23 protein-coding genes are annotated in these 25,312 nt (G+C 62.4%); 16 read left to right on the top strand and 7 right to left on the bottom strand.

The features are described from left to right. Nucleotides 1–212: 212 nt before the first annotated feature. Both cutA and dsbD read left to right on the top strand, forming a co-directional pair. Nucleotides 213–524, top strand: coding sequence for a divalent-cation tolerance protein CutA (cutA, locus tag P3T16_RS28915; protein WP_429344869.1), 312 nt, complete (start codon nt 213–215; stop codon nt 522–524). Then, complete coding sequence (gene dsbD, locus P3T16_RS28910) at nt 517–2,400, top strand: protein-disulfide reductase DsbD (RefSeq protein ID WP_429344868.1); 1,884 nt, start codon at nt 517–519, stop codon at nt 2,398–2,400. Before cutA ends, dsbD begins: the two co-directional genes overlap by 8 nt. 82 nt (nt 2,401–2,482) lie before the next feature. Here dsbD and hemB read toward each other — a convergent pair whose 3' ends face one another. After that, the gene (gene hemB / locus P3T16_RS28905) at nt 2,483–3,481 is read right to left on the bottom strand and encodes a porphobilinogen synthase (RefSeq protein WP_429260296.1); all 999 of its coding nucleotides are present in this window, start codon (nt 3,479–3,481) and stop codon (nt 2,483–2,485) included. Between the two features lie 232 nt (nt 3,482–3,713). Beyond that, entirely contained in the window at nt 3,714–4,367 is a 654-nt protein-coding gene (yihA, locus tag P3T16_RS28900; RefSeq protein ID WP_429344867.1) for a ribosome biogenesis GTP-binding protein YihA/YsxC, read from the bottom strand. A 241-nt stretch (nt 4,368–4,608) separates the two neighbouring features. Here yihA and P3T16_RS28895 point away from each other — a divergent pair, with 241 nt between their 5' ends. From P3T16_RS28895 to msrQ, 5 genes are all read left to right on the top strand, one after another. Then, nucleotides 4,609–5,262, top strand: coding sequence for a c-type cytochrome (locus tag P3T16_RS28895; protein ID WP_429344866.1), 654 nt, complete (start codon nt 4,609–4,611; stop codon nt 5,260–5,262). A 116-nt stretch (nt 5,263–5,378) separates the two neighbouring features. Then, on the top strand, nt 5,379–7,589 hold the full coding sequence (locus P3T16_RS28890) for a cytochrome c biogenesis protein ResB (RefSeq protein WP_429344865.1): 2,211 nt from the start codon (nt 5,379–5,381) through the stop codon (nt 7,587–7,589). Between the two features lie 4 nt (nt 7,590–7,593). Further along, the gene (gene ccsB, locus P3T16_RS28885) at nt 7,594–8,793 is read left to right on the top strand and encodes a c-type cytochrome biogenesis protein CcsB (RefSeq protein ID WP_429344864.1); all 1,200 of its coding nucleotides are present in this window, start codon (nt 7,594–7,596) and stop codon (nt 8,791–8,793) included. Nucleotides 8,794–8,960: 167 nt separating this feature from the next. Then, a complete protein-coding gene (msrP, locus tag P3T16_RS28880) occupies nt 8,961–9,956 on the top strand; it encodes a protein-methionine-sulfoxide reductase catalytic subunit MsrP (RefSeq protein WP_429259310.1) in 996 nt (331 codons plus the stop codon). Between the two features lie 11 nt (nt 9,957–9,967). Beyond that, on the top strand, nt 9,968–10,681 hold the full coding sequence (gene msrQ / locus P3T16_RS28875) for a protein-methionine-sulfoxide reductase heme-binding subunit MsrQ (protein WP_429344863.1): 714 nt from the start codon (nt 9,968–9,970) through the stop codon (nt 10,679–10,681). Between the two features lie 19 nt (nt 10,682–10,700). On the opposite strand, the gene lysA is transcribed toward msrQ, so the two are convergent. Continuing rightward, the gene (lysA, locus tag P3T16_RS28870) at nt 10,701–11,963 is read right to left on the bottom strand and encodes a diaminopimelate decarboxylase (RefSeq protein WP_429344862.1); all 1,263 of its coding nucleotides are present in this window, start codon (nt 11,961–11,963) and stop codon (nt 10,701–10,703) included. Between the two features lie 9 nt (nt 11,964–11,972). Further along, entirely contained in the window at nt 11,973–12,335 is a 363-nt protein-coding gene (gene lptM, locus P3T16_RS28865) for an LPS translocon maturation chaperone LptM (protein WP_429259313.1), read from the bottom strand. A 35-nt stretch (nt 12,336–12,370) separates the two neighbouring features. Between lptM and cyaY the strand changes: the two genes are divergently transcribed. After that, a complete protein-coding gene (cyaY, locus tag P3T16_RS28860; protein WP_429259314.1) occupies nt 12,371–12,688 on the top strand; it encodes an iron donor protein CyaY in 318 nt (105 codons plus the stop codon). Nucleotides 12,689–12,851: 163 nt separating this feature from the next. Here cyaY and P3T16_RS28855 read toward each other — a convergent pair whose 3' ends face one another. Continuing rightward, entirely contained in the window at nt 12,852–15,248 is a 2,397-nt protein-coding gene (locus P3T16_RS28855) for a penicillin-binding protein 1A (RefSeq protein ID WP_429344861.1), read from the bottom strand. 241 nt (nt 15,249–15,489) lie between these two features. On the opposite strand from P3T16_RS28855, the gene pilM reads away from it, so the two are divergent. The 7 genes from pilM (at nt 15,490) to P3T16_RS28820 (ending at nt 22,709) form a co-directional block, all read left to right on the top strand. Continuing rightward, entirely contained in the window at nt 15,490–16,464 is a 975-nt protein-coding gene (gene pilM, locus P3T16_RS28850) for a type IV pilus biogenesis protein PilM (protein ID WP_429344860.1), read from the top strand. A gap of 5 nt (nt 16,465–16,469) precedes the next feature. Beyond that, nucleotides 16,470–17,168, top strand: a complete 699-nt coding sequence (locus P3T16_RS28845) for a fimbrial assembly protein (RefSeq protein ID WP_429344859.1) — start codon at nt 16,470–16,472, stop codon at nt 17,166–17,168. A 54-nt stretch (nt 17,169–17,222) separates the two neighbouring features. Then, a complete protein-coding gene (locus tag P3T16_RS28840; protein ID WP_429344858.1) occupies nt 17,223–18,068 on the top strand; it encodes a hypothetical protein in 846 nt (281 codons plus the stop codon). Between the two features lie 101 nt (nt 18,069–18,169). Further along, nucleotides 18,170–19,717: a type IV pilus secretin PilQ gene (locus P3T16_RS28835; protein WP_429344857.1), complete on the top strand. Its 1,548-nt coding sequence runs from the start codon at nt 18,170–18,172 to the stop codon at nt 19,715–19,717. A 95-nt stretch (nt 19,718–19,812) separates the two neighbouring features. Then, nucleotides 19,813–20,364 (top strand): shikimate kinase, encoded by a 552-nt coding sequence (locus P3T16_RS28830; protein WP_429259418.1) that lies wholly within the window; start codon nt 19,813–19,815, stop codon nt 20,362–20,364. Between the two features lie 8 nt (nt 20,365–20,372). After that, the gene (gene aroB / locus P3T16_RS28825; RefSeq protein ID WP_429344856.1) at nt 20,373–21,449 is read left to right on the top strand and encodes a 3-dehydroquinate synthase; all 1,077 of its coding nucleotides are present in this window, start codon (nt 20,373–20,375) and stop codon (nt 21,447–21,449) included. A 51-nt stretch (nt 21,450–21,500) separates the two neighbouring features. Then, nucleotides 21,501–22,709 carry a deoxyguanosinetriphosphate triphosphohydrolase gene (locus tag P3T16_RS28820; RefSeq protein WP_429344855.1) on the top strand — a complete coding sequence of 403 codons (1,209 nt, stop codon included), beginning with the start codon at nt 21,501–21,503 and terminating at the stop codon, nt 22,707–22,709. 158 nt (nt 22,710–22,867) lie between these two features. On the opposite strand, the gene P3T16_RS28815 is transcribed toward P3T16_RS28820, so the two are convergent. Together P3T16_RS28815 and P3T16_RS28810 are read right to left on the bottom strand one after the other, a co-directional pair. Further along, entirely contained in the window at nt 22,868–23,251 is a 384-nt protein-coding gene (locus P3T16_RS28815) for a DUF883 family protein (protein ID WP_429344854.1), read from the bottom strand. Between the two features lie 275 nt (nt 23,252–23,526). After that, entirely contained in the window at nt 23,527–24,249 is a 723-nt protein-coding gene (locus tag P3T16_RS28810) for an OmpW/AlkL family protein (protein ID WP_429259322.1), read from the bottom strand. 188 nt (nt 24,250–24,437) lie between these two features. On the opposite strand from P3T16_RS28810, the gene P3T16_RS28805 reads away from it, so the two are divergent. Then, nucleotides 24,438–25,145: a transposase gene (locus P3T16_RS28805; RefSeq protein ID WP_429259323.1), complete on the top strand. Its 708-nt coding sequence runs from the start codon at nt 24,438–24,440 to the stop codon at nt 25,143–25,145. Nucleotides 25,146–25,312: the final 167 nt, after the last annotated feature.

Raw genomic sequence — 25,312 nt, 5'->3', positions numbered from 1 at the left:
CGCGCCCATTTCGAGCCCGGATACATTTGCGCAGGCCCTTCTATCTTAGGTCACACATTGAGGTTGCAAAACTAAGGCTGACCATACATTTTTGTTTTCCGGGCCGAATGTCGCGATGGGGACGACAAGCGGCGTTATGGGTCCTGGTGATACGATAGCGTGAGCGGATTACCTGTCGGGTGGAGCGAGTTGTGAGTGTAGCGGTGACCTTGATGCTGACGACTGCGCCGGACCTGGATTCGGCGAGAAAGCTGGCGTCGGGCGCGCTCAACGCGCGGCTCGCCGCATGCGTGACGCAACTCGGCGCGGTTCATTCCAGTTATCACTGGCACAACAAGATCGAATCCGCCGACGAAATCCAGTTGCTGTTCAAGACGAGCGCCGCGCGAGCTCTGGAGCTCGAACAGTATATTCAGACTCACCATCCGTACGACACACCTGAAATCCTCTCATGGCAGGCCACTGCTTCGGTGGCTTACGGCCAATGGATCAACGCTGAAACTCAACGCACTCTCCATGTTTAACCGCTCCAATCGACGCGTGCACGATGTGCTGCACGCTGTCGCACTGTCGTTGCTCTTTCTGCTGGCGATGCCGTTTGCCGGCCTCGCCGCAGCCGCGGACGATTTTCTCGATCCTGATGTTGCCTTCAGGTTCAGCGCCACGGAGCAACCGGGCGAAGTCGACGTGCACTACAAGATCGCCGACGGCTATTACATGTACCGAGAACGCTTTGCGTTCGCGACGCGCAATGGCTCGGTCAGCCTCGGCGAGCCCGTCCTGCCGGCCGGGCACGTCAAATTCGATGAGACCTTTCAAAAGAACGTCGAGACGTACCGGGGCGACCTGACGATCCGCATTCCGGTCAAATCCGTGTCGGGCGCGTTTGATGTCGCGGTCACGTCGCAGGGCTGCGCCGACGCAGGCATCTGCTATCCGCCGATGGAGCGCGCCTATCACGTGAAGGGCGCGGCGTTGCAGGCGGCAACTTCGGGCACAGTGGCCACCGTTGCTGCGGCTCCGGGGGCGTCCTTGTCCTCGCAACAGGCTCAAGCAACGACCAACGCGTCCTGGTACGAGCGCGCGACCAGCGCCGATTATGCCGAGTCGCTGCTGCAGGGCGGCGGTTTTCTCGCGATCGTCGGGCTGTATTTCGTCGCGGGTGTCGTGCTGAGTCTTTTGCCGTGTTCGTATCCGATGATCCCGATCCTGTCGGCGATCATCATCGGCGAAGGCGCGCGGGTGACGCGGGCACGCGGCTTTTCACTGTCGCTGGCTTATGTGATCGGAATGGCCCTTGTCTATACGGCGCTGGGCATCGCAGCCGCGCTTGTCGGGCAGAGCCTCGGTGCATGGTTGCAGAATCCGTGGGTACTGGGCGCTTTCGGTGTGCTGCTGACGGTCTTCGCGCTGACGTTGATCGCCGGTTTCGATATCGCGCTGCCCCAGCGTTGGCAGGACGGCGCTTCGCGCGTGTCGCAAGGCCACTCAGGCGGCAAATTCGCGGCCGTGGCGGGCATGGGCGCGCTGTCGGCACTTGTCGTCGGCGCGTGCATGACGGCGCCGCTCTTCGCCGTTCTCGCGTTTATTGCGCACACAGGGAACGCGTTGCTCGGGGGCGCCGCGCTGTTTTCGATGGGAATCGGCCTCGGCGTGCCGTTACTGATCATCGGTCTCGGCGCCGGGACGCTGCTGCCGCGTGCCGGCCTGTGGATGGACGGCGTCAAGGTGTTTTTCGGGGTCGTATTGCTCGCGGCTGCTCTGTGGATCGTCTGGCCGGTGCTGGGAGCCAGCGCTCAGATGCTGTTGAGCGCGCTCTGGCTGTTAATCGCATCCGCCGGGCTTGGGCTTTTCACGCCGACCACGGGCGGGAGTTCGGTGTGGCGCCGGCTTGGCCGCGGCGTCGGCGCGGCCTTGACGATCTGGGCCGCCGTACTGCTGGTCGGCCTTGCAGCCGGATCGACCGATCCACTGCGTCCGCTAGCGGTGCTGGCTGCTCGCGGCGGCGCGTCGGCGGGCGCTGTGAGTCCCAAGGCGGGCGAACTCGCGTTCGCGCCGGTACGCTCTTCGGGTCAACTGGATCAGGCCGTCAAGACTGCCGCACAACCGGCGATGCTCGATTTCTACGCTGACTGGTGCGTCAGTTGCAAGGAGATGGAAAAGTTCACCTTCAGCGACCCGCGCGTACACGCCAGGCTGCAGCAGCTGAATTTGCTGCGCGCCGACGTCACCGCAAACAGTCCCGACGATCAGACGCTGCTCAAGCGCTTCAAACTGTTCGGCCCGCCAGGCATCATCTTCTTCGATCGTGGCGGCAACGAAGTGTTGCGGGTCGTCGGCTACGAGTCGGCGGATGTGTTTCTGCGCAGTCTCGAACGCGCTGCGCCGACGAAGTCATAGCGCGTAGACGCGATGCGGGGCTGCATTGGCATCGCATCGGTACATGCGTTTGTGCGAAAGCTGGGCCGGCCCCGCCTCCAGCTTACTTCTGCGACCGCAGGATCCGCGCGGCGTCGAGCGCAAAGTACGTCAGCACGCCATCTGCGCCGGCGCGCTTGAACGCCAGCAGCGACTCCATCATCGCCTTGTCGTGGTCCAGCCAGCCGTTCTGCGCCGCTGCTTTCAGCATCGCGTACTCACCGCTCACCTGGTAGACGTACGTCGGGAACCGGAACTCGTCCTTCACACGACGCACAATATCGAGATACGGCATACCCGGCTTGACCATCACCATGTCCGCGCCTTCCTCGATATCCATGCGCACTTCGCGCAGGGCCTCATCGGAGTTGGCCGGGTCCATCTGATACGTCATCTTGTTGCTCTTGCCGAGATTCGTCGCTGAACCGACAGCATCGCGGAACGGGCCATAGAACGCCGATGCGAACTTGGCGGCATACGCCATGATCCGCGTGTGAATGTAGTCCTCGCTTTCGAGCATTTCACGGATCGCGCCGATGCGGCCATCCATCATGTCCGAAGGCGCGACGATGTCGACGCCAGCCTCAGCCTGCGCACGCGCCTGTTCAAGCAGAATCTCGACGGTCTGATCGTTGATCACGTAGCCCGCTTCGTCGAGTACGCCGTCCTGGCCGTGACTCGTGTACGGATCCAGCGCGACGTCGGTCAACACGCCGAGATCGGGGAAATGCTTCTTCAGCTCGCGGACCGCGCGCGGAATCAGGCCAGCAGGATTCGTGGCCTCACCGCCGTCGGGTGTCTTCAATGACGGCTCGATCGCCGGGAACAACGAAATCACCGGCACGCCGAGCTCGACGCACTGTTCAGCGACGCCCATCAGCAGATCCACCGAGACGCGCTCGACGGCTGGCATCGACGACACGGCTTGCCGCACGTTCGTGCCTTCGACGACGAACACCGGGTAGATCAGGTCGTTGGTGGTGAGAATGTTTTCGCGCATCAGGCGGCGCGAGAAGTCGTCACGGCGCATGCGGCGCGGACGGTGATGCGGATAAAAGCTCATGTCAGTATTGTGCGTGGAGAATGTCGAAAATTTCTGCCCCTCCGCCTTGCCAAACCTTTTTGAGACAATGGTATATCATACCGATCGAGCAAGGCGCCATGCGCTGACCTCCCCGCTTCTCCTCCCTGAGCGGGTGCCTGTCGTTTTTCGATTAGGCTGTTTGACCCGCCGTTTCTAGCGGCGGGTTTTTTTATGGGCGGCCGAAAGGCGTGCGGGGTAGATGCCGCGCAGCCTATGCCGCCGGGGCTTCACCTTCGGTCGGAGTGGGCACCAGCCAGCTTTCGAGGAGTGCGTGCGCCTCGTCCAGCCCGACGCGCTTGAGCGCCGAAAACAGCTGTACAGTCAATTCGCCCTGATAGCCCGCCGCGCGATACTCAGCCAGACCCTTCTGCGTCGAACGCAGCGCGTTCACGCTTTCCTGCCGCGTCAATTTGTCGCACTTCGTCAGTAGCGTGTGGATCGGTTTGCCGGTCGGCGCGAACCATTCGATCATCCTTCGATCGAGTTCAGTCAACGGACGGCGCGAATCCATCATCAGGATCATGCCGCGCAACTGCGCGCGTGACTGCAGGTACGACGACAGCAGCGCCTCCCAGTGCGCCTTCGCGGCGCCGGGCACTTCTGCGTAGCCATAACCCGGAAGGTCGACGAGATGCGCGACGGGCTCGTCCGCCGGGCCGACCGAGAAATAGTTGATGTGCTGCGTGCGTCCGGGCGTCTTGCTGGCGAAGGCCAGCCGCTTCTGGTTGCAGAGCAGGTTGATGGCGGTCGACTTCCCGGCATTGGAGCGCCCGGCAAAGGCGACTTCGGGCTGAGACGTGGCCGGCAGATCACGCAGGTGATTGACCGTCGTGAAAAAGCGGGCTTGGTGGAGCAGGAAGGACATGAGGGAACCAGGATGTGAGACGCCCTGTGACCCGGAGTGGGGACGGGACAAGCCCGACTGGCGTCTTCGCGATTAGCGAGTTATTGTACAATACGGCGGTTTACTGAAGACCGGCGAGGCAAGGAGCGTGCCTTGCGGGGAACCGCGGGCAATGGCCTCGACAGTAAAGAATCGCAGTAAAAGCATCACCGTCGTATTTTGCAAAACCTCTAATTCCCACAAGACGAAACAGGGTGTGCGAATGAATCGACTGTTCAAGTCTCTGATGGTGCTTCAAGTTGCGGCAGGTCTTTCAGGTTGGGTCGTCGAGGCAAGAGCAGCAGATCCGGCAAAGCCGGACGTGAATCGGGGTCAGGCAATCGCGGCGCAGGTTTGCGCTTCGTGCCACGGTGCAGACGGCAACAGTGCCGGCGGCGCGTATCCGAAGCTCTCGGGTCAACACCCCGAGTACCTCGTCAAGCAGCTCATGGATTTCAAGACGCAGCCCGGCGCAAAGCAGCCGGCGCGTAACAATGCGATCATGGCGGGCATGGTTGCCGCACTATCCGATCAGGACATGATCAACGTAGCCGCGTATTTCGCGACCCAGGTGCCAAAGCCCGGCTACGCGCATAACAAGAACACGGTGCCGCTCGGGCAGAAGATCTATCGCGGCGGGATTACCGACAAGGGCATTCCGGCGTGCGCGAGCTGTCATGGCCCGACCGGCCAGGGCATTCCGTCGCAGTATCCGCGTCTGTCGGGGCAGTGGGCGGATTACACGGTGACGCAGTTGACCGCGTTCACGCAGGGGCCGGGCGCTCGCAACAACAACGAAGCGATGCATACCATTGCAAACCGTTTGTCGGATAGCGAGATCAAGGCAGTAGCCGATTACATCGCGGGCCTGCATTAAGCGGTTCGCACGCAGGTACAACCGGCCCGTCGAGGCCGGAAAAACAAGAAAAGGGTGGGGGCGTCGTCAGCAGACGATAGCCCTTCACCCTTTTTTGCTGTTCAGTCGGAGTATGAATGAGCGTTACCACGTCGGGTCTGGAGTTGAAGTCGGGTCAACGCGCGATGCGTCGCGCGGTCGAGTTGCTGAGTTCGATGCGCTTTGCGATCGCACTGCTCGTGATCCTGTCGATCGCGAGCATCATCGGTACCGTGCTCACGCAGGACGATCCGTATCCCAATTACGTCAATCAGTTCGGCCCGTTCTGGGCGGACATCTTCCGCTCGCTGAGCCTGTACAACGTGTACAGCGCGTGGTGGTTCATGCTGATCCTCGGTTTTCTCATCGTGTCGGTGTCGCTGTGCGTGATCCGCAACGCGCCGAAGATGATCGCCGACATGAAGAGCTGGAAGGTCAAGGTCCGTGAAGGCAGCCTGCGCGCCTTCCATCACAAAGGCGAGTTCGCGGTGCACGGCACGCGCGCGCAGACGACCACGCTGCTTGCGAAACTGTCCGGCAAGATGGGCTACAAATTCGTCGTACGCGAAACCGAAGGCGCGACGCTGATTGCCGCCAAACGCGGCGCGATGACGAAGCTTGGCTACATCTTCGCGCACGTCGCGATTGTCGTGATCTGTATCGGCGGCCTGCTCGACAGCAATCTGCCGATCAAGCTGCAGATGTGGCTCTTCGACAAGACGCCGATCCGCAGCAACACGGTCATCAACGACATCCCTGCTGAGCATCGCCTGTCGCAGACGAATCCGACGTTCCGCGGCTACGCGTGGGTGCCGGAAGGTCAGCACGTGTCGACCGCGATCCTGAACCAGCAGGACGGATCCCTCATTCAGGATCTGCCGTTCTCGATCGAGCTGAACAAATTCATCGTCGACTATTACTCGACCGGCATGCCGAAGCTGTTCGCGAGCGATATTGTCGTGATCGATCACAAGACGGGCGCACGCGTGCCCGCGCGCGTCGAGGTGAACAAGCCGTTTGAGTACGACGGCGTGTCAATCTATCAATCGAGCTTCCAGGACGGCGGCTCGCAGATGCAGATGACCGCGTATCCAATGACGGGCGACACCATGAAGACCGTGCCGTTCGGCGGCCCGATCGGCGGCACGGCGCCGCTGACGGCAACGATCCCCGGCGCCGACGGCCAGACCGTCGAGTTCACCGATTTCCGCGCGATCAACGTCGAGAACACGTCGAACGGCAGCGGCGCGAACGATGCACGCGGCGTGGCCGCCCATCGCTCGCTGAAGGAAGCGTTCGACGAGCGCCTCGGCTCCGGCGCGAAGACGTCGAAGCCGGTTGATCTGCGCAACGTCGGCCCGTCGGTGCAGTACAAGGTGCGCGGCAAGGACGGCCAGGCGCGCGAGTACAACAACTATATGCTGCCCGTCGATGTGAGCGGCGAGCGCATGTTCCTCGCCGGCATGCGTCTGAATCCCGATGATCCGTTCCGCTACCTGCGCATTCCCGCCGACGCCGGCGGCACGGTCAAGGAATGGATGAATCTGCGCGCGGCGCTCGAAAACCCGGCGCTGCGTGCCGAAGCCGCGCATCGCTTTGCATTGCGCTCGGTGCCGGGCTCGAACCAGGAACTGCAGCAGCATCTGGAAGAAAGCGCGTCGCGCGTCCTGACCCTCTTTGCTGGCGCGGACGATTCGGGTGGCAAGGCGCCGAACGGCCAGGTCATCGGCGGCTTCCAGGCGATCGCCGGCTTTATCGACCACTCCGTGCCGAAGGGCGAGCAGGAAAAGGCTGCTGGCCTGCTCCTGCGCATGCTGGAAGGCTCGATGTGGGACGTGTGGCAACTGTCCCGCGAGCAGGCTGGCGAGGCCGACGTGAAGGCGGATGCCGATACCAGCCGTTTTGTGCAAAGCGCGATCAATGCGCTTTCGGACAGCTTTCTGTACGGATCGCCGGTCTATCTGCAGCTTGATTCGTTCAAGCAGGTTCAGGCTTCGGTATTCCAGCTCACGCGCGCGCCAGGCAAAAAAGTCGTGTATCTTGGCAGCCTGCTCCTCGTATTGGGCATCTTCTCGATGTTCTACGTTCGCGAACGGCGCCTGTGGTTCTGGCTCAAAGATAGTGATCACGGTGTGAATGTCGTGATGGCGATGTCGAGCGCTCGCAAAACTCTCGATTTCGAGAAAGAATTTGCCCAGACGCGCGATTCTGTCGGCGCCGCACTGAGCGTCAAACCCACCGATGCATCCGACGCCGCGGGCACATCCGGCGCGCAGAAGTCGGCAGGCTCACAAGATTCGACCCGGTAAGATCATGGACTTGTCTCAGGTTTCCTCTTCCCCCTCGCACAAGAATGCGCCCGTCGATCAGGCGTCTCACGTCGCGCTGTTCGACGAACGCCCGTTCCTGAAGCGCCTCGGCATCACCGACTGGCTGTTTGCGCTGGCGATGGTCGCCGGCGCGGGTTTCGCGCTGTCGCGCTATTCCCCCTTCATGAATTACTACGACAAACTGGTGCTGGTGTGCGCGGTGCCGGTTTTCGTCGTGCTCGGCTGGCGCTGGAAACCGGCGCGGCTGCTGATCGCGGGCATCGCGGCGCTGTCGCTGTTCTCGATCCAGCTCTATCACGGCGATCTGGCGCGCGCCGATAGCGCGTTCTTCCTCAAGTATTTCCTGTCGAGCCAGTCGGCCATTCTGTGGATGAGCGCGCTCTTCGTGCTCGCCACGGTGTTCTACTGGATCGGCCTGCTGTCGCGTTCGCCGACGGGCGCCGCGATCGGTTCGAAGATGACGTGGGCCGCGGTGCTGATGGGCTTCGTCGGGCTGATGGTGCGCTGGTACGAGTCGTACCTGATCGGCGCGGACGTCGGCCATATCCCTGTCTCGAACCTGTACGAAGTGTTCGTGCTGTTCAGCCTGATCACGGCGCTCTTCTATCTGTATTACGAAAGGCACTACAACACGCGCGCGCTCGGCGCGTTCGTGCTGCTCGTGATCAGCGCGGCCGTCGGTTTCCTGATGTGGTACTCGATCGCCCGCGATGCGCAGCAGATCCAGCCGCTCGTCCCTGCGCTGCAAAGCTGGTGGATGAAGATTCACGTGCCGGCGAACTTCATCGGTTACGGCAGCTTCGCGCTGTCGGCGATGGTCGGTGTGGCGTATCTGATGAAGGAGCACGGCGTGCTGGTGGACCGCCTGCCGACGCTCGACGTGCTCGACGACGTGATGTACAAGTCGATCGCCGTCGGTTTTGCGTTCTTCACGATCGCGACGATTCTCGGTGCGCTGTGGGCCGCCGAAGCGTGGGGCGGCTACTGGAGCTGGGACCCGAAGGAAACGTGGGCGCTGATCGTCTGGCTGAACTACGCGGCATGGCTGCACATGCGGCTGATGAAGGGCCTGCGCGGCCATATTGCCGCCTGGTGGGCGCTGACTGGCCTGCTCGTCACGACTTTCGCCTTCCTCGGCGTGAACATGTTCCTGTCGGGGCTGCATAGTTACGGAAAGCTGTAAGATTCGCCGCTTTCCGCCGACTGATAACCGCCGGGTGCTTCGCACCGGCGGTTTTTTTATGGCGATGCGGAATTTTCGCGAATCCAGACTGTTTGTCAGAGCAGGACATAGGCAGGCAAGGTCGAACGATCATCAACGTGGCCCGGACGGCCATCGAGGAGCAGCACATGTGGGTCAAGCGAAGCGACAGGATTCAGCTCGGCGGTGACGATATCCCGCGCAGCGAAATCACGCCGCGTCCGATATTCGAGAACCGGCGGCGCGTGTTGCAGGCGGCCGGGGCTGCGGCGATGGGCAGCCTGATCGGCGTCAATGGCGAAGCGCTTGCAGCGTTCGCGGCGCCCGACAACAAGGCGCAGAAGCTCGCCGCGACGACGAACGCGAAGTTCGTCGCCGCCGACAAGGTCACGCCGTTCAAGGACATGACGACCTACAACAACTTCTACGAATTCGGCACCGACAAGGACGATCCTGCGCGCAACGCGGGCACGCTGCGGCCGCGTCCGTGGCGCGTGAGCGTCGAGGGCGAGGTGAAGAACGCGAAGGTCTACGATATCGACGAATTGCTGAAGCTCGCGCCGCTCGAAGAGCGCGTGTACCGGCTGCGCTGCGTGGAAGGCTGGTCGATGGTGATTCCGTGGATCGGCGTGCCGCTCGCGGAGCTGATCAAACGCGCGCAGCCCACTGGCAACGCGAAGTACGTGGAGTTCGTCACGCTGGCCGATCCGTCGCAGATGCCGGGTCTGTCGACGCCGATTCTCGATTGGCCGTATTCCGAAGGTCTGCGGATGGACGAAGCGATGAACCCGCTGACGCTCCTGACGATGGGCGTCTACGGTGAAGTGCTGCCGAACCAGAATGGGGCGCCGGTGCGCATCATCGTGCCGTGGAAATACGGTTTCAAGAGCGCGAAGTCGCTGGTGAAGATCCGCTTCGTCGACAAGCAGCCGAAGACCAGCTGGAACACATACGCACCGTCGGAATACGGCTTCTATTCGAACGTGAATCCGAACGTCGACCATCCGCGCTGGAGTCAGGCGACCGAGCGGCGTATCGGCGAGGACGGTTTCTTCCAGCCAAAGCGCAAGACGCTGATGTTCAACGGTTACGGGGACCAGGTTGCGTCGCTGTATCAGGGCATGGACTTGAAGAAGAACTTCTGAGCATCGACGATATGGCTTCCGATACACAGGGTGTTTCTGGTTCCTCGACGCGACGCGGCGGGGTTCCGGCTTCGACTTCGACTTCGACGCGCAGGCCCGTCGACGCTGCGGGCAACCGCTGGATCGTGCCCGCAAAGATCGCGGTGTTCGTCGCGGCGTGGTATCCGCTCGCGCGCATCGTGTTTTTCGGATTGACCGATCGTCTCGGCGCCAACCCGATCGAGTTCATCACGCGTTCGACGGGACTGTGGACGCTCGTGTTTCTCTGCGTCACGCTGGCCGTGACGCCGCTGCGTCGATTGACCGGCATCAATCCCGTGCTGCGTTTTCGGCGCATGCTCGGTCTTTTCGCGTTCTTCTACGCGACGCTGCATTTCACAACCTACATCTGGTTCGACAAGTGGTTCGACGTAGCTGAAATCCTGAAGGACATCGGCAAGCGGCCGTTTATCACCGTCGGCTTTGCTGCGTTTGTGCTGCTGATTCCGCTGGCGGTCACGTCGCCGAAAGCGATGGTGCGCAAGCTGGGGCGTCGCTGGCAGGCATTGCACCGCGCGATCTATGCAATTGCCGCGCTCGCGATCCTGCACTTCTGGTGGATGAAGGCAGGCAAACACGACCTGGTGCTGCCGAAGCTATACGGCGCGATCGTTATCGCGCTGCTGGGCTGGCGACTGCTCGTGTGGCTGCGTGGACGCGTGGTGAAGCGCGAGGTGCAGCGGTAACGCTGACGCGCTGTCGCTCTCAATCCGGCAGCAGGGACTCGCCGGCGAAAAGCTGCTTCACCTCTTCACGTGCTCGCGCGACGTGCACCTTGTCGCCGTCGACCATCACTTCCGCGGCGCGCGGACGCGTGTTGTAGTTCGAGCTCATCGCAAAACCGTACGCGCCTGCCGAACGGATCACGAGCAGATCGCCAGGCTCGACAGCAAGCTGCCTGTCGCGGCCAAGCCAGTCACCGCTTTCGCAAACCGGGCCGACGACGTCATACGAGTGAACCTCTCCACTGCGCTTCACGGCCGGATCGATCTGGTGAAACGCCTCGTACATCGCGGGGCGCGCCAGATCGTTCATCGCAGCATCGACGATCGCGAAATTCTTCTCCGCGCCCGGCTTCAGGAATTCAACGCGCGTGAGCAGCACGCCCGCGTTGCCGACCAGTGACCGACCCGGCTCGAAATACACTTCGCGATGACCATGGCCGCGCTGCGCGATGCGATCGAGCAGCGTGCGCACGAAGTCGCCAATGTCCGGCGGCGTCTCGTCGTCGTAGGTGATGCCAAGGCCGCCGCCCACGTCGATGTGGCGGATTTTCACGCCGTCCGATTCGATCTGGTCGACGAGTTCGAGGAGCTTGTCGATCGCGTCGAGATACGGCGCGATTTCGGTGATCTGCGAGCCGATGTGGCAGTCGATGCCGATGACGTCGAGGTTCGGCATTGCAGCGGCGGCGCGATACGTGGCGCGCGCGTCATCGAAAGCTACGCCGAACTTGTTCGACTTGAGACCGGTGGAAATGTACGGATGCGTCTTCGCATCGACGTCCGGATTCACGCGCAGCGAGACCGGCGCCTTCTTGCCCATCGATCCGGCCACTTCGTTCAAACGGTCGAGTTCGGGAATCGATTCGACGTTGAAGCATTTCACGCCGGCCGCGAGCGCTTCGCGCATTTCAGCGGCGCTTTTGCCGACGCCCGAGAACACGACGTTTTCCGCCTTGCCGCCTGCAGCGAGCACGCGGGCGAGTTCGCCGCCCGACACGATGTCGAAGCCCGCGCCGAGGCGAGCGAACACGTTGAGGACGGCGAGATTGCTGTTCGCCTTCACCGCGACGTGAACCTTCGCGCGACGTCCAGCGCATGCGCCGGCGTAGGCTTGCCACGCATCGGTGAGCGCTGCGCGAGAATAGACATAAAGCGGCGTGCCGAACTGTTCGGCAAGCGAAACGACGGACACGCCTTCAGCGTGGAGTACGCCGTCGACGTAGGTAAAGGCGGATGAAGTCATGCGAAAGTCTTATTGATCCGAGGACGCGCCAGAAGCCGGACGCGTTGTTGCGGGCGACGCGCCCTCATTGGGTGCCGTGCGAAGTTCGCTATCCGGTGACAGCGAAAGCGGCTTGCCCGACGTATCGGGTACTGTGCCGCTTATGCCCGTCGATGCCGGCATGTCGCTCGATGCGGTTTCTGCGTCAGGACGGACTTCATCGGGCGAAGGCGGTTGCGTTTGCTCGTTGGGTTTTGCCGGCAATGGCGGTACCGTAGGCAAGTAGAGCGGGCCGCGTTGTCCGCAGCCGCCGAGTGTAGCGCCTGCGAAAATTGCCAAAGCCGCTACAATCGCGCGGGGCGCCGCCGCGCTCATCCTGAATGCGACTCGCATGACTGTCCCTGAATGATTAATCGCTGGAGTTTAGCATGTCCGACAGTGAATACCTGACCCGCGCCGAGGCCGTTCTGGCCGCCGTGGAGCGTGCCGTCGACGACACCGATGCCGATATCGAATTCGAACGAAGTGGCAATGTTTTGACGCTCGAGTTCGAGAACAAAACAAAGATCATCGTGAACCTTCAACCGCCGATGCGTGAAATCTGGATCGCCGCGAAAGCCGGCGGTTTCCATTTCCGCTTCACCGATAACGCATGGCGCGATACGCGCAATGGCACCGAGTTTTTCTCCGCGCTGTCGGACTATGCGACGCAGCAGGCGGGTGAGACGGTGACGTTTAACCCTTGAGTGTTCGCGCGCTGACGGTGGCGGTTGGGTTTGGAGTGCGCCGTTTTGCGTTTGCCGTGAGATGAGAAAAGCCGCCGCACCGTCTGGTGCTGGCGGCTTCTCGAACCAGGCCAGACGTCGCGACGGCGGACGCGCCGCGAAGTCGCCAGCGCAAGCGCCTGCGCTAGTGTCCCTTGAACAGGTTCATGATGTCCTGCTTTTCCTTTTCGCCAACCTGCTCAGGCGCGGCACCCGACGCGCCGCCTGCTTCATCGAGCGTCGCCTGACTGACGCCAACGGTCGAAATAAACCCGTGCCCCGGCGTGAAGTCGTCGAAGTACAGTTCGTCGCCGATGGAGACGACGTCGTCCGGCATCGGCATCTTGTACTCGGGCACGCCCTTCAGCGCCCGGCCCATGTAGTCGATCCACACCGGCAACGCGAGGCCGCCGCCCGTTTCCTTGTCACCGAGACTGCGCGGGTTGTCATAGCCGATCCATGCAACTGCGGTCAGCGTGTGCTGGTAGCCGCCGAACCACGCATCGCGTGAATCGTTCGTCGTCCCTGTCTTGCCGGCGAGATCGGTGCGCTTCAGGACGTTCGACTTCGCGCCGGTGCCACGCTGCGCGACGCTCAGCAACAGGCTGTTCATCACGTAGGCATTACGCGGTTCGATGGCGTGCGGCGCACTCTGTCCGGCAACGAGCGGCTGGGCGTGTGCAACGACGATGCCACGCTGATCGGTGACTTCAGCAATCAGATACGGGTTGATCCGATACCCGCCGTTTGCGAACACCGAGAACCCACCGGCCATCTGCAGCGGTGTAACCAGCCCTGCGCCAAGCGCCATCGGCAGATACGCCGGATGTCGATCGGCGTCGAAACCAAAGCGCGTGATGTACTGCTGCGCGTACTTCGTGCCGATGTTGTTCAGGATGCGGATCGACACAAGGTTCTTCGACTTCTGCAACGCAGTGCGCATGGTCATCGGGCCATCGAAGCCGCCGCCGTAATTCTTCGGCTCCCACGCCTGACCGCCCGTTTCGGCCGCGCTGAAGAAGAGCGGCGCGTCGTTGATGACGGTAGCCGGGCCCAGTCCCTTTTCGAGCGACGCCGAGTAGATGAACGGCTTGAAGCTCGACCCCGGCTGACGCCACGCCTGGGTGACGTGATTGAACTTGTTCTTGTTGAAGTCGAAGCCGCCGACGAGCGCGCGGATCGCGCCATCCTGCGGAATCAGCGAGACGAACGCGCCTTCGACCTGCGGCAACTGCGTGATCGACCAGCCGTCGTCGTCGTTCCTGACTACGCGGATGATCGCGCCCGGCCGCACGCGCTGGTTCGGCTGCGCGCGCGTGCCGAGTGCAAACGACGCAAAACGCAGGTTGTCGCCCTCAATCGTGATCGAGTTGCCGTCGATGAACGTGGCCTGCACCTGCTTCGGGCTCGCCGACGTGACGACAGCCGCGATGATCTCACCGTTGTCCGGATGTTCGAGCAACGCGTCGTCGATGGCCTGTTCGCGGTCATCGGCGTCGGACGGCAACTCGATGAACGCTTCCGGCCCGCGATAACCGTGGCGCCGTTCGTAGTCCATCAAACCTTTCCGGAGCGCGTGATACGCGACATCCTGATCTGCGGAATCGATCGTCGTGACGACATTGAAACCGCGCGTGTACGCTTCTTCGCGATACTGCGCGTACATCATCTGCCGCACCATTTCCGCGACGTATTCAGCATGCACGCTGAATTCCTTGCCTGCGCCTTTCACGATGAGCGGCTGTCTCGCGGCCTGGTCGTACTGCTCCTGCGTGATGTAGCGCAGTTCGAGCATGCGCGTGAGGATATATTCCTGGCGCACCTTGGCGCGCTTCGGATTGACGACCGGGTTGTACGCTGACGGCGCTTTCGGCAGACCGGCAAGCATCGCCGATTCAGCGAGCGACAGGTCTTTCAGGTCCTTGCCGAAATACACACGCGCGGCGCTCGCGAAGCCGTACGCGCGCTGACCGAGATAGATCTGATTCATGTAGACCTCGAGAATCTGATCTTTCGACAACTTCGACTCGATCTTGTACGCGAGCAGTATCTCGTAGATTTTGCGCGTGTAGGTCTTCTCGCTCGACAGAAAGAAATTGCGCGCAACCTGCATCGTGATCGTGCTCGCGCCCTGCGTGGCATGCCCATTCGACAGCGCAACGAAACCGGCCCGCGCGATACCGGCGAGATCGACGCCGCCGTGATCGTAGAAGCGCGCGTCCTCGATGGCGAGCACCGCTTTCTTGAGACTGTCCGGCACATCCTGAATGCGCACGATGTCGCGCCGTTCCTCGCCGAACTCACCGATCAGCACGTGATCAGCCGTATAGATGCGCAGTGGCACCTTCGGCCGGTAGTCGGTCAGCGCTTCGAGCGACGGCAGGTTCGGCGTCGCGACGACGAGCGCATAGCCCAGCACGAGCCCGGCACTGACGATGCCCGCAACGATGAGACCCACGAAGCCGAAGAAGATCTTGAGCCACAGCGGACGTTTGCGCTTTGGCGGGACGGGTGGCGGGGACACAGGCGACGAAGATTGCATATGAATACCAGAAAACAGTCCCGCGATTATAGCCGCCCGGGCAGGCAGCTTTCGGCGTGCTTACGTCCGGACGGCGCGCCGCGCAGGGGATGATCTAACTTTAGCCGTTTTGCCTGCGAGCGGGTGGCGCGCCACGCCACGTTAGCCATCTGGCCGAATATCGCCCACGTTGGTCGCTGAGCAGAATCCCTCCTGTCGTCGCGTCCGAATGGTTCGGCGCACGGTTCTGAAGGGAGGCGTCATGGCGCTCAGAAATTCGTTGATGTCGGCGGTACGCCGTTTCGCAGCCGGCATCGATATTGGTCAGCAGGAAGTCAGGCTCGTCACATTGAGCCAGCGGGTCCGGAGCGGCGGCCCGGTACGGCTCGAATGTGTTGCGATCGAGCCGTTGTTCGCGGGTGCGATGGCGGGCGCCGAGATCGTCAACCGTGGCGCGGTCGGTTCAGCGCTGCGGGCGCTCTTCGCGCAACTGCCTCGCGAGTGCCGGACGCACGTGCTCCGCTGTGCAATGGCCATGCCTGCGTCGGCCACGATGACGATTTCGATACCGATGGCACAACTCGCTTCGACCAGTCGTTCCATCGCTGGCGATCATGCGCTTGCCGCGCTCGAGCCGGCCGTCATGGCCGAAGCGGAGCGCGTGGCGGGCATCGAGCGGCATGCGCTCGCGGTCGACTGGTTCATCGAGGAATCGCCGCGATGCAGCGGCTGCGTGACGATAGCGGCAACGACGAGGACGCATCTTGAAGCGCGCATGGAGTGTGCGGCCGCGGCGGGCATCACGCTCACCGCGATCGATGGCGAGCCGCATGCTGCGTTGCGCGCAATGCGACACGCGGCGTCGCTCGAACTCGACGTACACGAGCCTTATGCCGCGATCTGGGTGGGCGACGACGGCGTGTACGGCTGGCGCATCGCTGACGAAGTGGTTGTCGGGGACATGCGTTATCCGGCGCCCGAGCATGCCGATCTGGCCGACGCACTTCGCGACCTGGCCGACGACGGCGTGGGATGCGTGATCCTGTGCGGTCAGGTAGCGCTGCTCGAAAGCGTGGGTTTTACGGCCGCTGATATCGGTGATCTGCTGGGCTGCCTGGTGCTGCCGTTCGAATGTGCACTTCACGGCGATGGAGGGCATCCGCTGCGGAACGATCTGCTGTGTGAGCCCGCGCTTGCTGTTGCATTCGGTCTGGCATTGCGCGGTCTCATGGAGTGATGTCCGTGCGCTTTCTTCAGATCTTCGTTACGCGGCATCCCGTCGCGCGACGCGGGAAGCCAGGTGGCTTCAATCTGTTGCCGTATCGCGAGCGCGACAGGCGGCGCGCGAGACAACGCTGTGTCCTCGAATGGATCGGCGCGGCTTTCGTCGGTGGCATTGCTGTGTTGATACTGGCGGGCTGGCAGGCATTTCAGGGGGCGCGGCTCGAAGCGGAGCGAGCGACGATCGAACATTCGCTGGCGCAGTTTGCAGCGCCGCTTGCAGAACAGGCGACGCTTCTGCGCGATGCAAAAGAGCGTGAGGCGCGCGCGGCGCAGGCAGGCGTTTCATCCGCGTCGCTCACGCATCTGCTTGCTCTGATGGAAGCGTTGAGCGAAGACGACGCGGCCGACAGTGGTGGCGTCGTCTTGCAGGAAATGCGACATCGTCCGCACGAAACCGAATTTCGAGCGATGGCCGGCGATCACGTTGCGCCCGCTGCGTGGCTCAAGCGGCTTGCCGCTGTACCGGGTGCAGGGAACGTTGAGATGAGCGAACTGCATCGCACGCAGCCCGGCATTGCGCAGCCGGCCTCATCGCCCGCGCGCGGCCAGGTGGAATTCGCTGCGCGCCTGCGTTGGGCGGGAACTTCGGACGAGCCGAAACGACCGCCTGTCCCGGCGGGTACGCGCTCAACGCAGGCAAACAAACAGGCGAGGTAAAAGATGAATGGTGCGATTGCTGGCCGAATGGCCGGAATGGATGGAGGCGGTGTTGTGGCGACGTTGCTCTGGCACGCGCGCCTGCCGCCTGAAGTATGGAGCGTGCGGCGTCGGTTCGCTGTCGCGTCCGTTATCGCGGTCGCCGTTTTCGTCGCGGGTGACAACGCATGGCTCGCGGCCGATCTGGGCGGCGTGCAGGCGAGCCGCACGCGACTGGAGGAAGCGCGACGACATCTGGCCGACGCCCGTCAGGCCGTCGCGCGATTGCCCGCGTTGCGCGGTGCAGCCGCGAAGGCGCCCGCGCTGCGTGATGTAACGAAATGGACAACCGCGGACGATCTGCACGCCGTATCGCAGCTAGCCGGCAATCACGGGGTCGAATTGTTGACGCTTGCGCCCCAGCCAGCGAGCGGAACCGGGACGACCGCAATGCGACCACTCCGTCTCACGGCACGTGCTGATTTCGCGGAGTGGCTGGGATTTCTCCGTGGCTTGCCGAGCCTGCCCACGCTTGTCGTTCCGGCCGACGTGACGATCAGGCGGCAGGGCGGAATGCTGACCATCAACGCGACGCTTGACTCCTTTTCCGCATTGCATCCCGCGTCGACACAGGTTGCCGGGACGTCGAGTCGTGACGAGGACGAAGACATCCTGCTCTTCGACCCTTTTTCGCCTGTGAATCCACCGATCCTGTCAGATGATGCTTCGTTGCGCCTCGTCGGCCTGTTGCGCGATTCTTCGCGCGGTCTTGCGCTGGTCGAGACGCCGGATGGCGTTGCCGCTGTGACGGTCGGCGAGCGCCTTGGCGCGGAGCGTGTGGTACGTATCGATCCGCTGGGCATCTCGCTGACGGGAAACGACCGCACGCACACGCTGATGCTTGCCGAGGTGGCGTCATGATCGCGAGGACGCCGGTGCGCGGCGTGCTTCGCTGCGTCTGCCTGTGTCTTTGCCTCGGTACTACGCTGGCGCAGGCGTCTTTGCCGCCGTTACCAGAGCGCATGCCGATCGATGACACGTTGACGCCATACGGCTTGCCCCCTTTGCCTCGCAGCGCGAACGCTGACATGGTTAATCCGCCCGACGACGGGGCTGCGACGGGAAACCCGTCACTGGCGGATACGGGAGAAGCGTCCGTAGCCGGGGCACTGTTGAACGAAAAGGGGCCCAATGGCGAGGCATCGGAAGAAACGGCAGCCACGGGCAATCAGCCGTCGGCTGCGACATCGTCGCCCGTCGAAGCCAGTTCTCACGCAACGCTGGAAGGGCCACCGGTCCCACTCGCGCCGCAGCAGCGGATGAGCGGCCCGACGCTCGCCTATCAGGGGGACGCCGAAGAAGCCGTTCGCCCGATCACGCTCAACTTCCAGCACGCTGAACTCGGCGCGGTACTGAACGCGTTTGCGCAGTTCACGGGGCTCAATATTGTCGCGAGCGAGCGCGTACGGGGCTTCGTTTCGCTGCGGCTCGACAAGGTGCCGTGGCGCGCCGCGTTCGATACATTGCTCGACGTCAACGGACTCGCGATGGAGCGGCGCGGCAACGTGATCTGGGTCGCGCCGTTGGCCGATCTCGCCGCACGCGAAAAGCAGCGCTTCGAAGCGCACGCGAGAGCCGCGGACCTGGAGCCGCTCGCGAGCCGCATGTTCGAGTTGCACTACGCGCACGCCGAAGACATCCGCAAGCTTTTGACCGCTTCCGGCACGCAGCGCGTGCTGTCCAAACGCGGAGCGGTGATGGCCGATCCACGCACGAATCTGCTTTTCGTCACCGACATCGAGGGGCGCCTCGCGCAGATCGCCGACCTGCTGGCGTCGCTCGACCGGCCGACGCGGCAGGTGTTGATCGAGGCGCGCATCGTCGAAGGCGAGCAGGGCTTTTCGCGCAATCTGGGCGTGCGGCTCTCGATGAGCGCCACCAATACCGATGGCACCTCGCGTGGATTGAGCGGCGGCAAGGAGGGCGCCGTCTACGACCTGTCCGCGCGACCGATTGCGGGTTTTGACGCGGCGACCGCCGGACTGACGTTGTTCGCCGCTCACGCTACCCGCCTTCTGAACATCGAGTTGAGTGCGCTCGAGGCTGAGGGGCGCGGGCAGATCGTCTCGAGCCCCCGCGTGGTGACGGCGGACCGCATGAAGGCGGTTGTCGAACAGGGAACCGAGTTGCCGTATCAGGCTAAAGTCGGGCAGGGCGTCTCCGGCGTGCAGTTTCGCCGCGCGACGCTCAAACTGGAGGTCGAACCGCAGATTACGCCCGACGGCCGGGTGATTCTGGACCTCGACGTCGCGAAAGACAGCGTTGGCGAGCAAACCGATGCAGGTCCCGCGATCAACACTAAACACGTGCAGACGCGGGTCGAAGTGGAGGACGGCGGGACGGTGTCGATCGGCGGCATTTACGCGTCCGACGACCGCAACGATGTGACGCGGGTGCCGCTCCTGGGCAAAATACCGCTTTTGGGCGCACTTTTTCGCCATACCGCGCACCGCGACCAGCGCAGCGAACTGGTCGTTTTCATCACGCCGCGCGTTGTGCAGACAAATTGAAGGTCTGCCGAAGCGTCTGGCCGCAGGCTCGACAAGGCAGTCGCTTTGCCTTTAAGCTGCGGCACGAACCATACCGGAATAGCCAGAGGACACCGTTGCAACCGCGGGACGCAAACGCCAATGTATTTTTTGTAGGGCTCATGGGGGCGGGTAAAACCACCGTGGGCCGGGCGGTGGCGCGCCGGCTGGACCGCCCGTTCTTCGATTCGGACCACGAAATCGAGGCGCGCACGGGCGCGCGCATCGCCACCATCTTCGAACTCGAAGGTGAAGCGGGTTTCCGCGACCGCGAAGCGCACACCATCGCCGAACTGTCCGGCCGTGACAATATTGTGCTGGCTACGGGCGGCGGCGCGGTTCTGCGCCCCGAAAACCGGGAACTGCTGAGCAGTCGCGGCCTCGTCGTCTATCTGCGGGCCAATCCGCACGATCTGTGGCTGCGGACCCGCCGCGACAAGAATCGCCCGCTTTTGCAAACCGAAGATCCGAAGGGGCGGCTGGAAGCGCTGTATGCAGTGCGCGATCCGCTTTACCGCGAATGCGCCGATTTCGTGATCGAAACGGGGCGGCCATCGGTCAACGGGCTCGTCAATATGGTGCTGATGCAACTCGAGATGGCCGGCGTCGCCAGACATCCTGCGTCATAATGGCAAGCATGATTACCGTTAACGTTGAACTGGGCGACCGCGCCTATCCCATCCATATCGGTGCCGACCTGATCGGCCAGACTGCGCTTTTCGCGCCGCATATCGCGGGTGCGTCCGTCACGATCGTTACCAACACCACTGTCGATCCGCTTTACGGCGATGTGTTGCGCCGCGCACTGGCGCCGCTCAGCAAACACGTTTCGACGGTCGTTCTGCCGGACGGCGAAGCGCACAAGAACTGGGAAACGCTCAACCAGATTTTCGACGCGCTGCTTACCGCGCGCGCGGATCGCAAAACGACGCTGATCGCACTTGGCGGCGGCGTGATTGGCGACATGACGGGTTTTGCCGCTGCCTGCTACATGCGCGGTGTGCCGTTCATTCAGGTGCCGACAACGTTGCTGTCGCAGGTTGATTCGTCGGTCGGCGGCAAGACGGGCATCAATCATCCGCTCGGCAAGAACATGATCGGCGCGTTCTATCAGCCGCAGGCTGTGATCGCGGACATCGGCGCGTTGCGTACGCTACCGGCACGCGAACTGGCGGCCGGTGTCGCTGAGGTCATCAAGACGGGCGCGATTGCCGACGCCGCGTTCTTCGACTGGATCGAAGCGAACATCGACGCGCTCAACCGGTGCGAACCGCAGGCGCTCACCGAGGCGGTCAAACGTTCGTGCGAAATCAAGGCATCCGTGGTGGCTGCCGACGAGCGCGAAGGTGGCCTGCGCGCGATCCTCAATTTTGGTCACACGTTCGGCCATGCAATCGAGGCGGGCCTTGGCTATGGCGAATGGCTGCACGGTGAAGCGGTTGGCTGCGGCATGGTGATGGCGGCGGATCTGTCGGTGCGCCTCGGCCATCTCGACGCGTCCGCGCGCAAACGTCTTGTGGATGTCATCGTCGCTGCGCACCTGCCGACCCGCGCCCCGGCGCTCGGCGATTCGCGCTACATCGACCTGATGAAGGTCGACAAGAAAGCGCAAGCCGGTGCGATCAAATTCATCCTGCTGAAGCGTTTTGGCGACACGCTGATCAGCGAGGCACCCGACGACACCGTCCGCGCAACACTCGCGGCGGCAGTCTGACCGCCGCCCGCGCGGGCTTGCAACGCGGTCGTCCATGACATGGAGAAACCGGTGAGCGAAACGCGCAGCGATAGCCTGACCCATCCCCGCGGCACCCAGGCGGCGGACGGGGCGTCGATTCCCTCGCTCGCTGCGCTCGAACGCCATCTTGCGCCCTACGCGGCGCATTCGGCGCAGTCACGCGGACGTCGCCATCCTGAACCTCCGCCCAGCGCGCGCACCGAATTCCAGCGCGATCGCGACCGGATCGTTCATTCCACTGCGTTCCGCCGCCTCGAGTACAAGACGCAGGTTTTCGTGAACCACGAAGGCGACCTGTTTCGCACCCGTCTCACGCACAGCCTTGAAGTCGCGCAGATCGCGCGCTCGGTCGCGCGCAACCTGCGCGTGAACGAAGATCTGGTCGAGGCCATTTCGCTGGCGCATGACCTCGGGCACACGCCGTTTGGTCACGCAGGTCAGGACGCGCTCAACGAATGCATGCGCGAGCATGGCGGCTTCGAACACAACCTGCAAAGCCTTGCTGTCGTCGACGACCTGGAAGAACACTACGGCGCCTTCGATGGCCTCAACCTCTGCTTTGAAACACGCGAAGGCATCCTGAAGCATTGTTCGCGCGAGAACGCGCGCAAGCTCGGCGCGCTCGGCGAACGTTTTCTCGAAGGGCATCAGCCGTCGCTCGAAGCGCAGATTGCAAACGTGGCCGACGAGATCGCGTACAACAATCATGATGTCGACGATGGCCTGCGCTCCGGCCTGCTGACGATCGCGCAGCTCGCTGAAGTCGCGCTATGGCAAACGCACTACGAAGCGGCGCGGGATGAGTATCCGGATATCGAAGGCCGGCGGCTCGTCCACGAAACGGTTCGCCGCATCATCAACACACTGATTGTCGACCTGATCGACACCACGACGCGCAATCTCGCTGAGCATTCGCCCGGTTCGCTCGATGATGTGCGGGCAGCGCCGCCGCTGGTTGCGCACAGCGAGTCCGTCGCTGCGCAGGCGGCCGCTCTCAAGCGGTTCCTGTTCAGGAATCTGTATCGTCACTATCGCGTGATGCGGATGGCGAACAAGGCGCGTCGCGTCGTAGCCGGCCTTTTTGATGCATTCACTGAAGACCCGCGCCTGCTACCACCGGCGTACCAGGCGAAGAGCGAGGCGATGCAGCCGCGGCTGATCGCTCACTACATCGCGGGCATGACAGATCGCTATGCGTTGAAGGAATACCGACGGTTGTTCGTGATCGACGATAACTAGGCGGCAGGACGTCGCTGCCTTTAGCTGGCTCTAGATGCCTCGGGTCAGTGCCACGAGCCCGATCAGCTGGCGGAGATTGCGGACCAGTCCGCAGTGCGGGTCGTTACGATGCGCTGCACGCGACTGCCAGGCCGCGGGCCCAGCGACTCAGCCTGGTTCTAGCGGCTATTGCTCCTTCCGAGCAACGCGCCCGCGATGAGCGCGATCGCGCCGACGATCACAATCGTCTTCCACGCGTTCTCGTGCACGTAGTTGTCGGCATCGGCCATCATGACTTCGGCGCGTTCGCGGACGGCTTCGCGCGTGCCGTCGAGGCGGGCGCGTGCCGCGTCGAGCTTCTTGCGCATTTGCGTGCGTAGCGCCGCAGCATCCGCCGACGTGCCTTCGGCCAGTGTTTCTTCAAGTTCCGACATCAGTAAGCGTAGTTCGGTGGCAATGTCTTCAGCAGCATGGCGACCGTGCCGCGCGATGCGTCGCGCCCGGCGGCCCGTCGAGTTCAGCGAATCTCCAATGGCGTCTCGCGTATTCGGTAGTGCGTTCATTGTGGCTCCCTCGATGTGGATTGGCAGAAACCCGCTCCTTCGTGCGGGAAATACCATGCCACGCAACTTCGGTGCCAAACGGCGGAACGCCTTCCCGCAGACGATTTCCTGAATAAACAGAAAGCGGATTCGGGTCGACACTGCACGGCGCCAGTCAAAATTACAAACCCTGCGGCTGCACGCCAGGCCGTTGATCATGCAAACAAAAAACGCCGTCACGTATAAATCGTGACGGCGTTCCTTGTTCAAGCCCCCAAATCTCGACTACGCTTAGCCTAGAAGCGGTAGCCGACGTTGATGTACGTAACGATCGGGTTCAGCTTGATTTTCGTTTCCGAAGTGACGTTGAGCTTGCCAACTGGCGTGTTGGCCACCGTATTGAGCTTGGCGGTGGTGGTCAGCGGCACGTAGGAGATCGAGACGCCCGCGAACCAGTGCTGGTCGATGGCGAACGTAAAGCCGGCATTGAACACAGGTGCCCACGAACTATCCGTAGTAACCGATGTCGGACCATGCAGCACGGTTTGTTCGAACTGGGCGTTCGTGATCTGCTCGTTGGTGAACCAGGTGCGGGTCACGCCGAGCCCGAGGTACGGACGGAACCTCGACTCAGGCGCCCGGAAGTAGTACTTGAAGAGCAGCGTCGGGCTCCATTGTTTCGCGTCACCGAGTTTGCCGAAGCCTGCAAACTGTCCCGTACCGTTCAGGTCGAATTTGGGCGGAATGCCCATGACCAGTTCGGTCGCGATGTGGTCGGTGACGAAGTAACCGGCGGTGAAGCCTGCTGTGTCGGCGTCGCTAAGGCTGGCGCCTGTGTTAGGAATTTCGATGCTGACGGGACGGCCACCAATACTTGTCTCCTTAAGCGGATTACTGCTGTCTTGAGGTGCGAGGTGAAACCAACCCGTTGTGACGTAAAAAGTGCCGGCCGATTGCGCATGTGCTGTTGTGATGCAGGCAAGCGCAGCCATCCCCGTTATGGCTTGTTTTAATTTCATCTGTGCTCCTCCTGAAAAAGCCCGCTCATTATGACCACAACGTTTCAAACAAACCATATGCGCCAGTTAGAGGCTTCTCCCTAAGCGCCGCGCGGTTTCTGCCTGAGCCGCGCTGCGCCGAACCCCGCGCCTGTGCGGCTTTACGGACCCCTCGGGTAATCACCAACGCGTCTAATGGATAATCCAGCATGGCACGGCTAGCACGTCTTTATGTCCCCGACCAGCCGCAGCACGTGATCCTGCGCGGACTCGACCAGCAGCCCGCATTTGTCGACGACCAGGACTACGAGCTCTTTATCGATTGCCTCAAGGCAGCGTCGCGCGATCATCGCCTGGCGATACACGCGTACGTCCTGATGCCGGGCGCGGTGCAGCTGCTCGTCACACCTTCGGAAGAGTCGAGTCTGCCGAAGGCGATGCAGGCAGTCGGTCGCCGCTACGTGGCGCACTTCAACCGTCGTTACGCGCGACGCGGCACGCTGTGGGAAGGCCGCTATCGCGCGACCGTCATCGAAGGCGAGCGATACTTTCTGCTTGCGAGCCGCGTCGTGGAAATGTGCCCGGTACGCATGCAGCTGGTGAGCGCGCCAGAGGACTATCGGTGGTCGAGCTACCGGCATCACATCGGTCTGACGCTCGACAGTCTCATCACCGATCACCCGTTGTACTGGTCACTCGGCAACACGCCGTTTGAACGGCAGCGTGCGTATCGCGAACTGTGTGAACAACCACTCGATGAACGCGAGACGAACCAGCTTCAACAGGCCACGTTGAAGGGCTGGGTGCTCGGCAGCGAGACCTATCGCGAGTGGGCGGCGCGCGCGGCTAACCGACGTGTTTCGCCGTTGCCCCGAGGTCGGCCACGCAAGGTCCGCGAAACGCCGCAGACGCAATAAGCCTTTCGGATCAATGCTCTGCAAAACCGACGGCATCTTCGCATGCCGTTTTCTTTTGCACCTTTATGATATGGCACCAATAAAAAAGCATCGCAATGCACCAATCTGATAATAGGGGTCGTACCATCGTGTTTTATTTGCTATTCCTTTGATTCGTCGCGTATATT

The sequence above is a fragment of the Paraburkholderia sp. GAS42 genome (assembly GCF_050436565.1).
Taxonomy (GTDB): Bacteria; Pseudomonadota; Gammaproteobacteria; order Burkholderiales; family Burkholderiaceae; genus Paraburkholderia.
The sequence above is the reverse complement of the archived record's forward strand: the minus strand, read 5'-3'. Positions and strand labels throughout refer to the sequence as shown.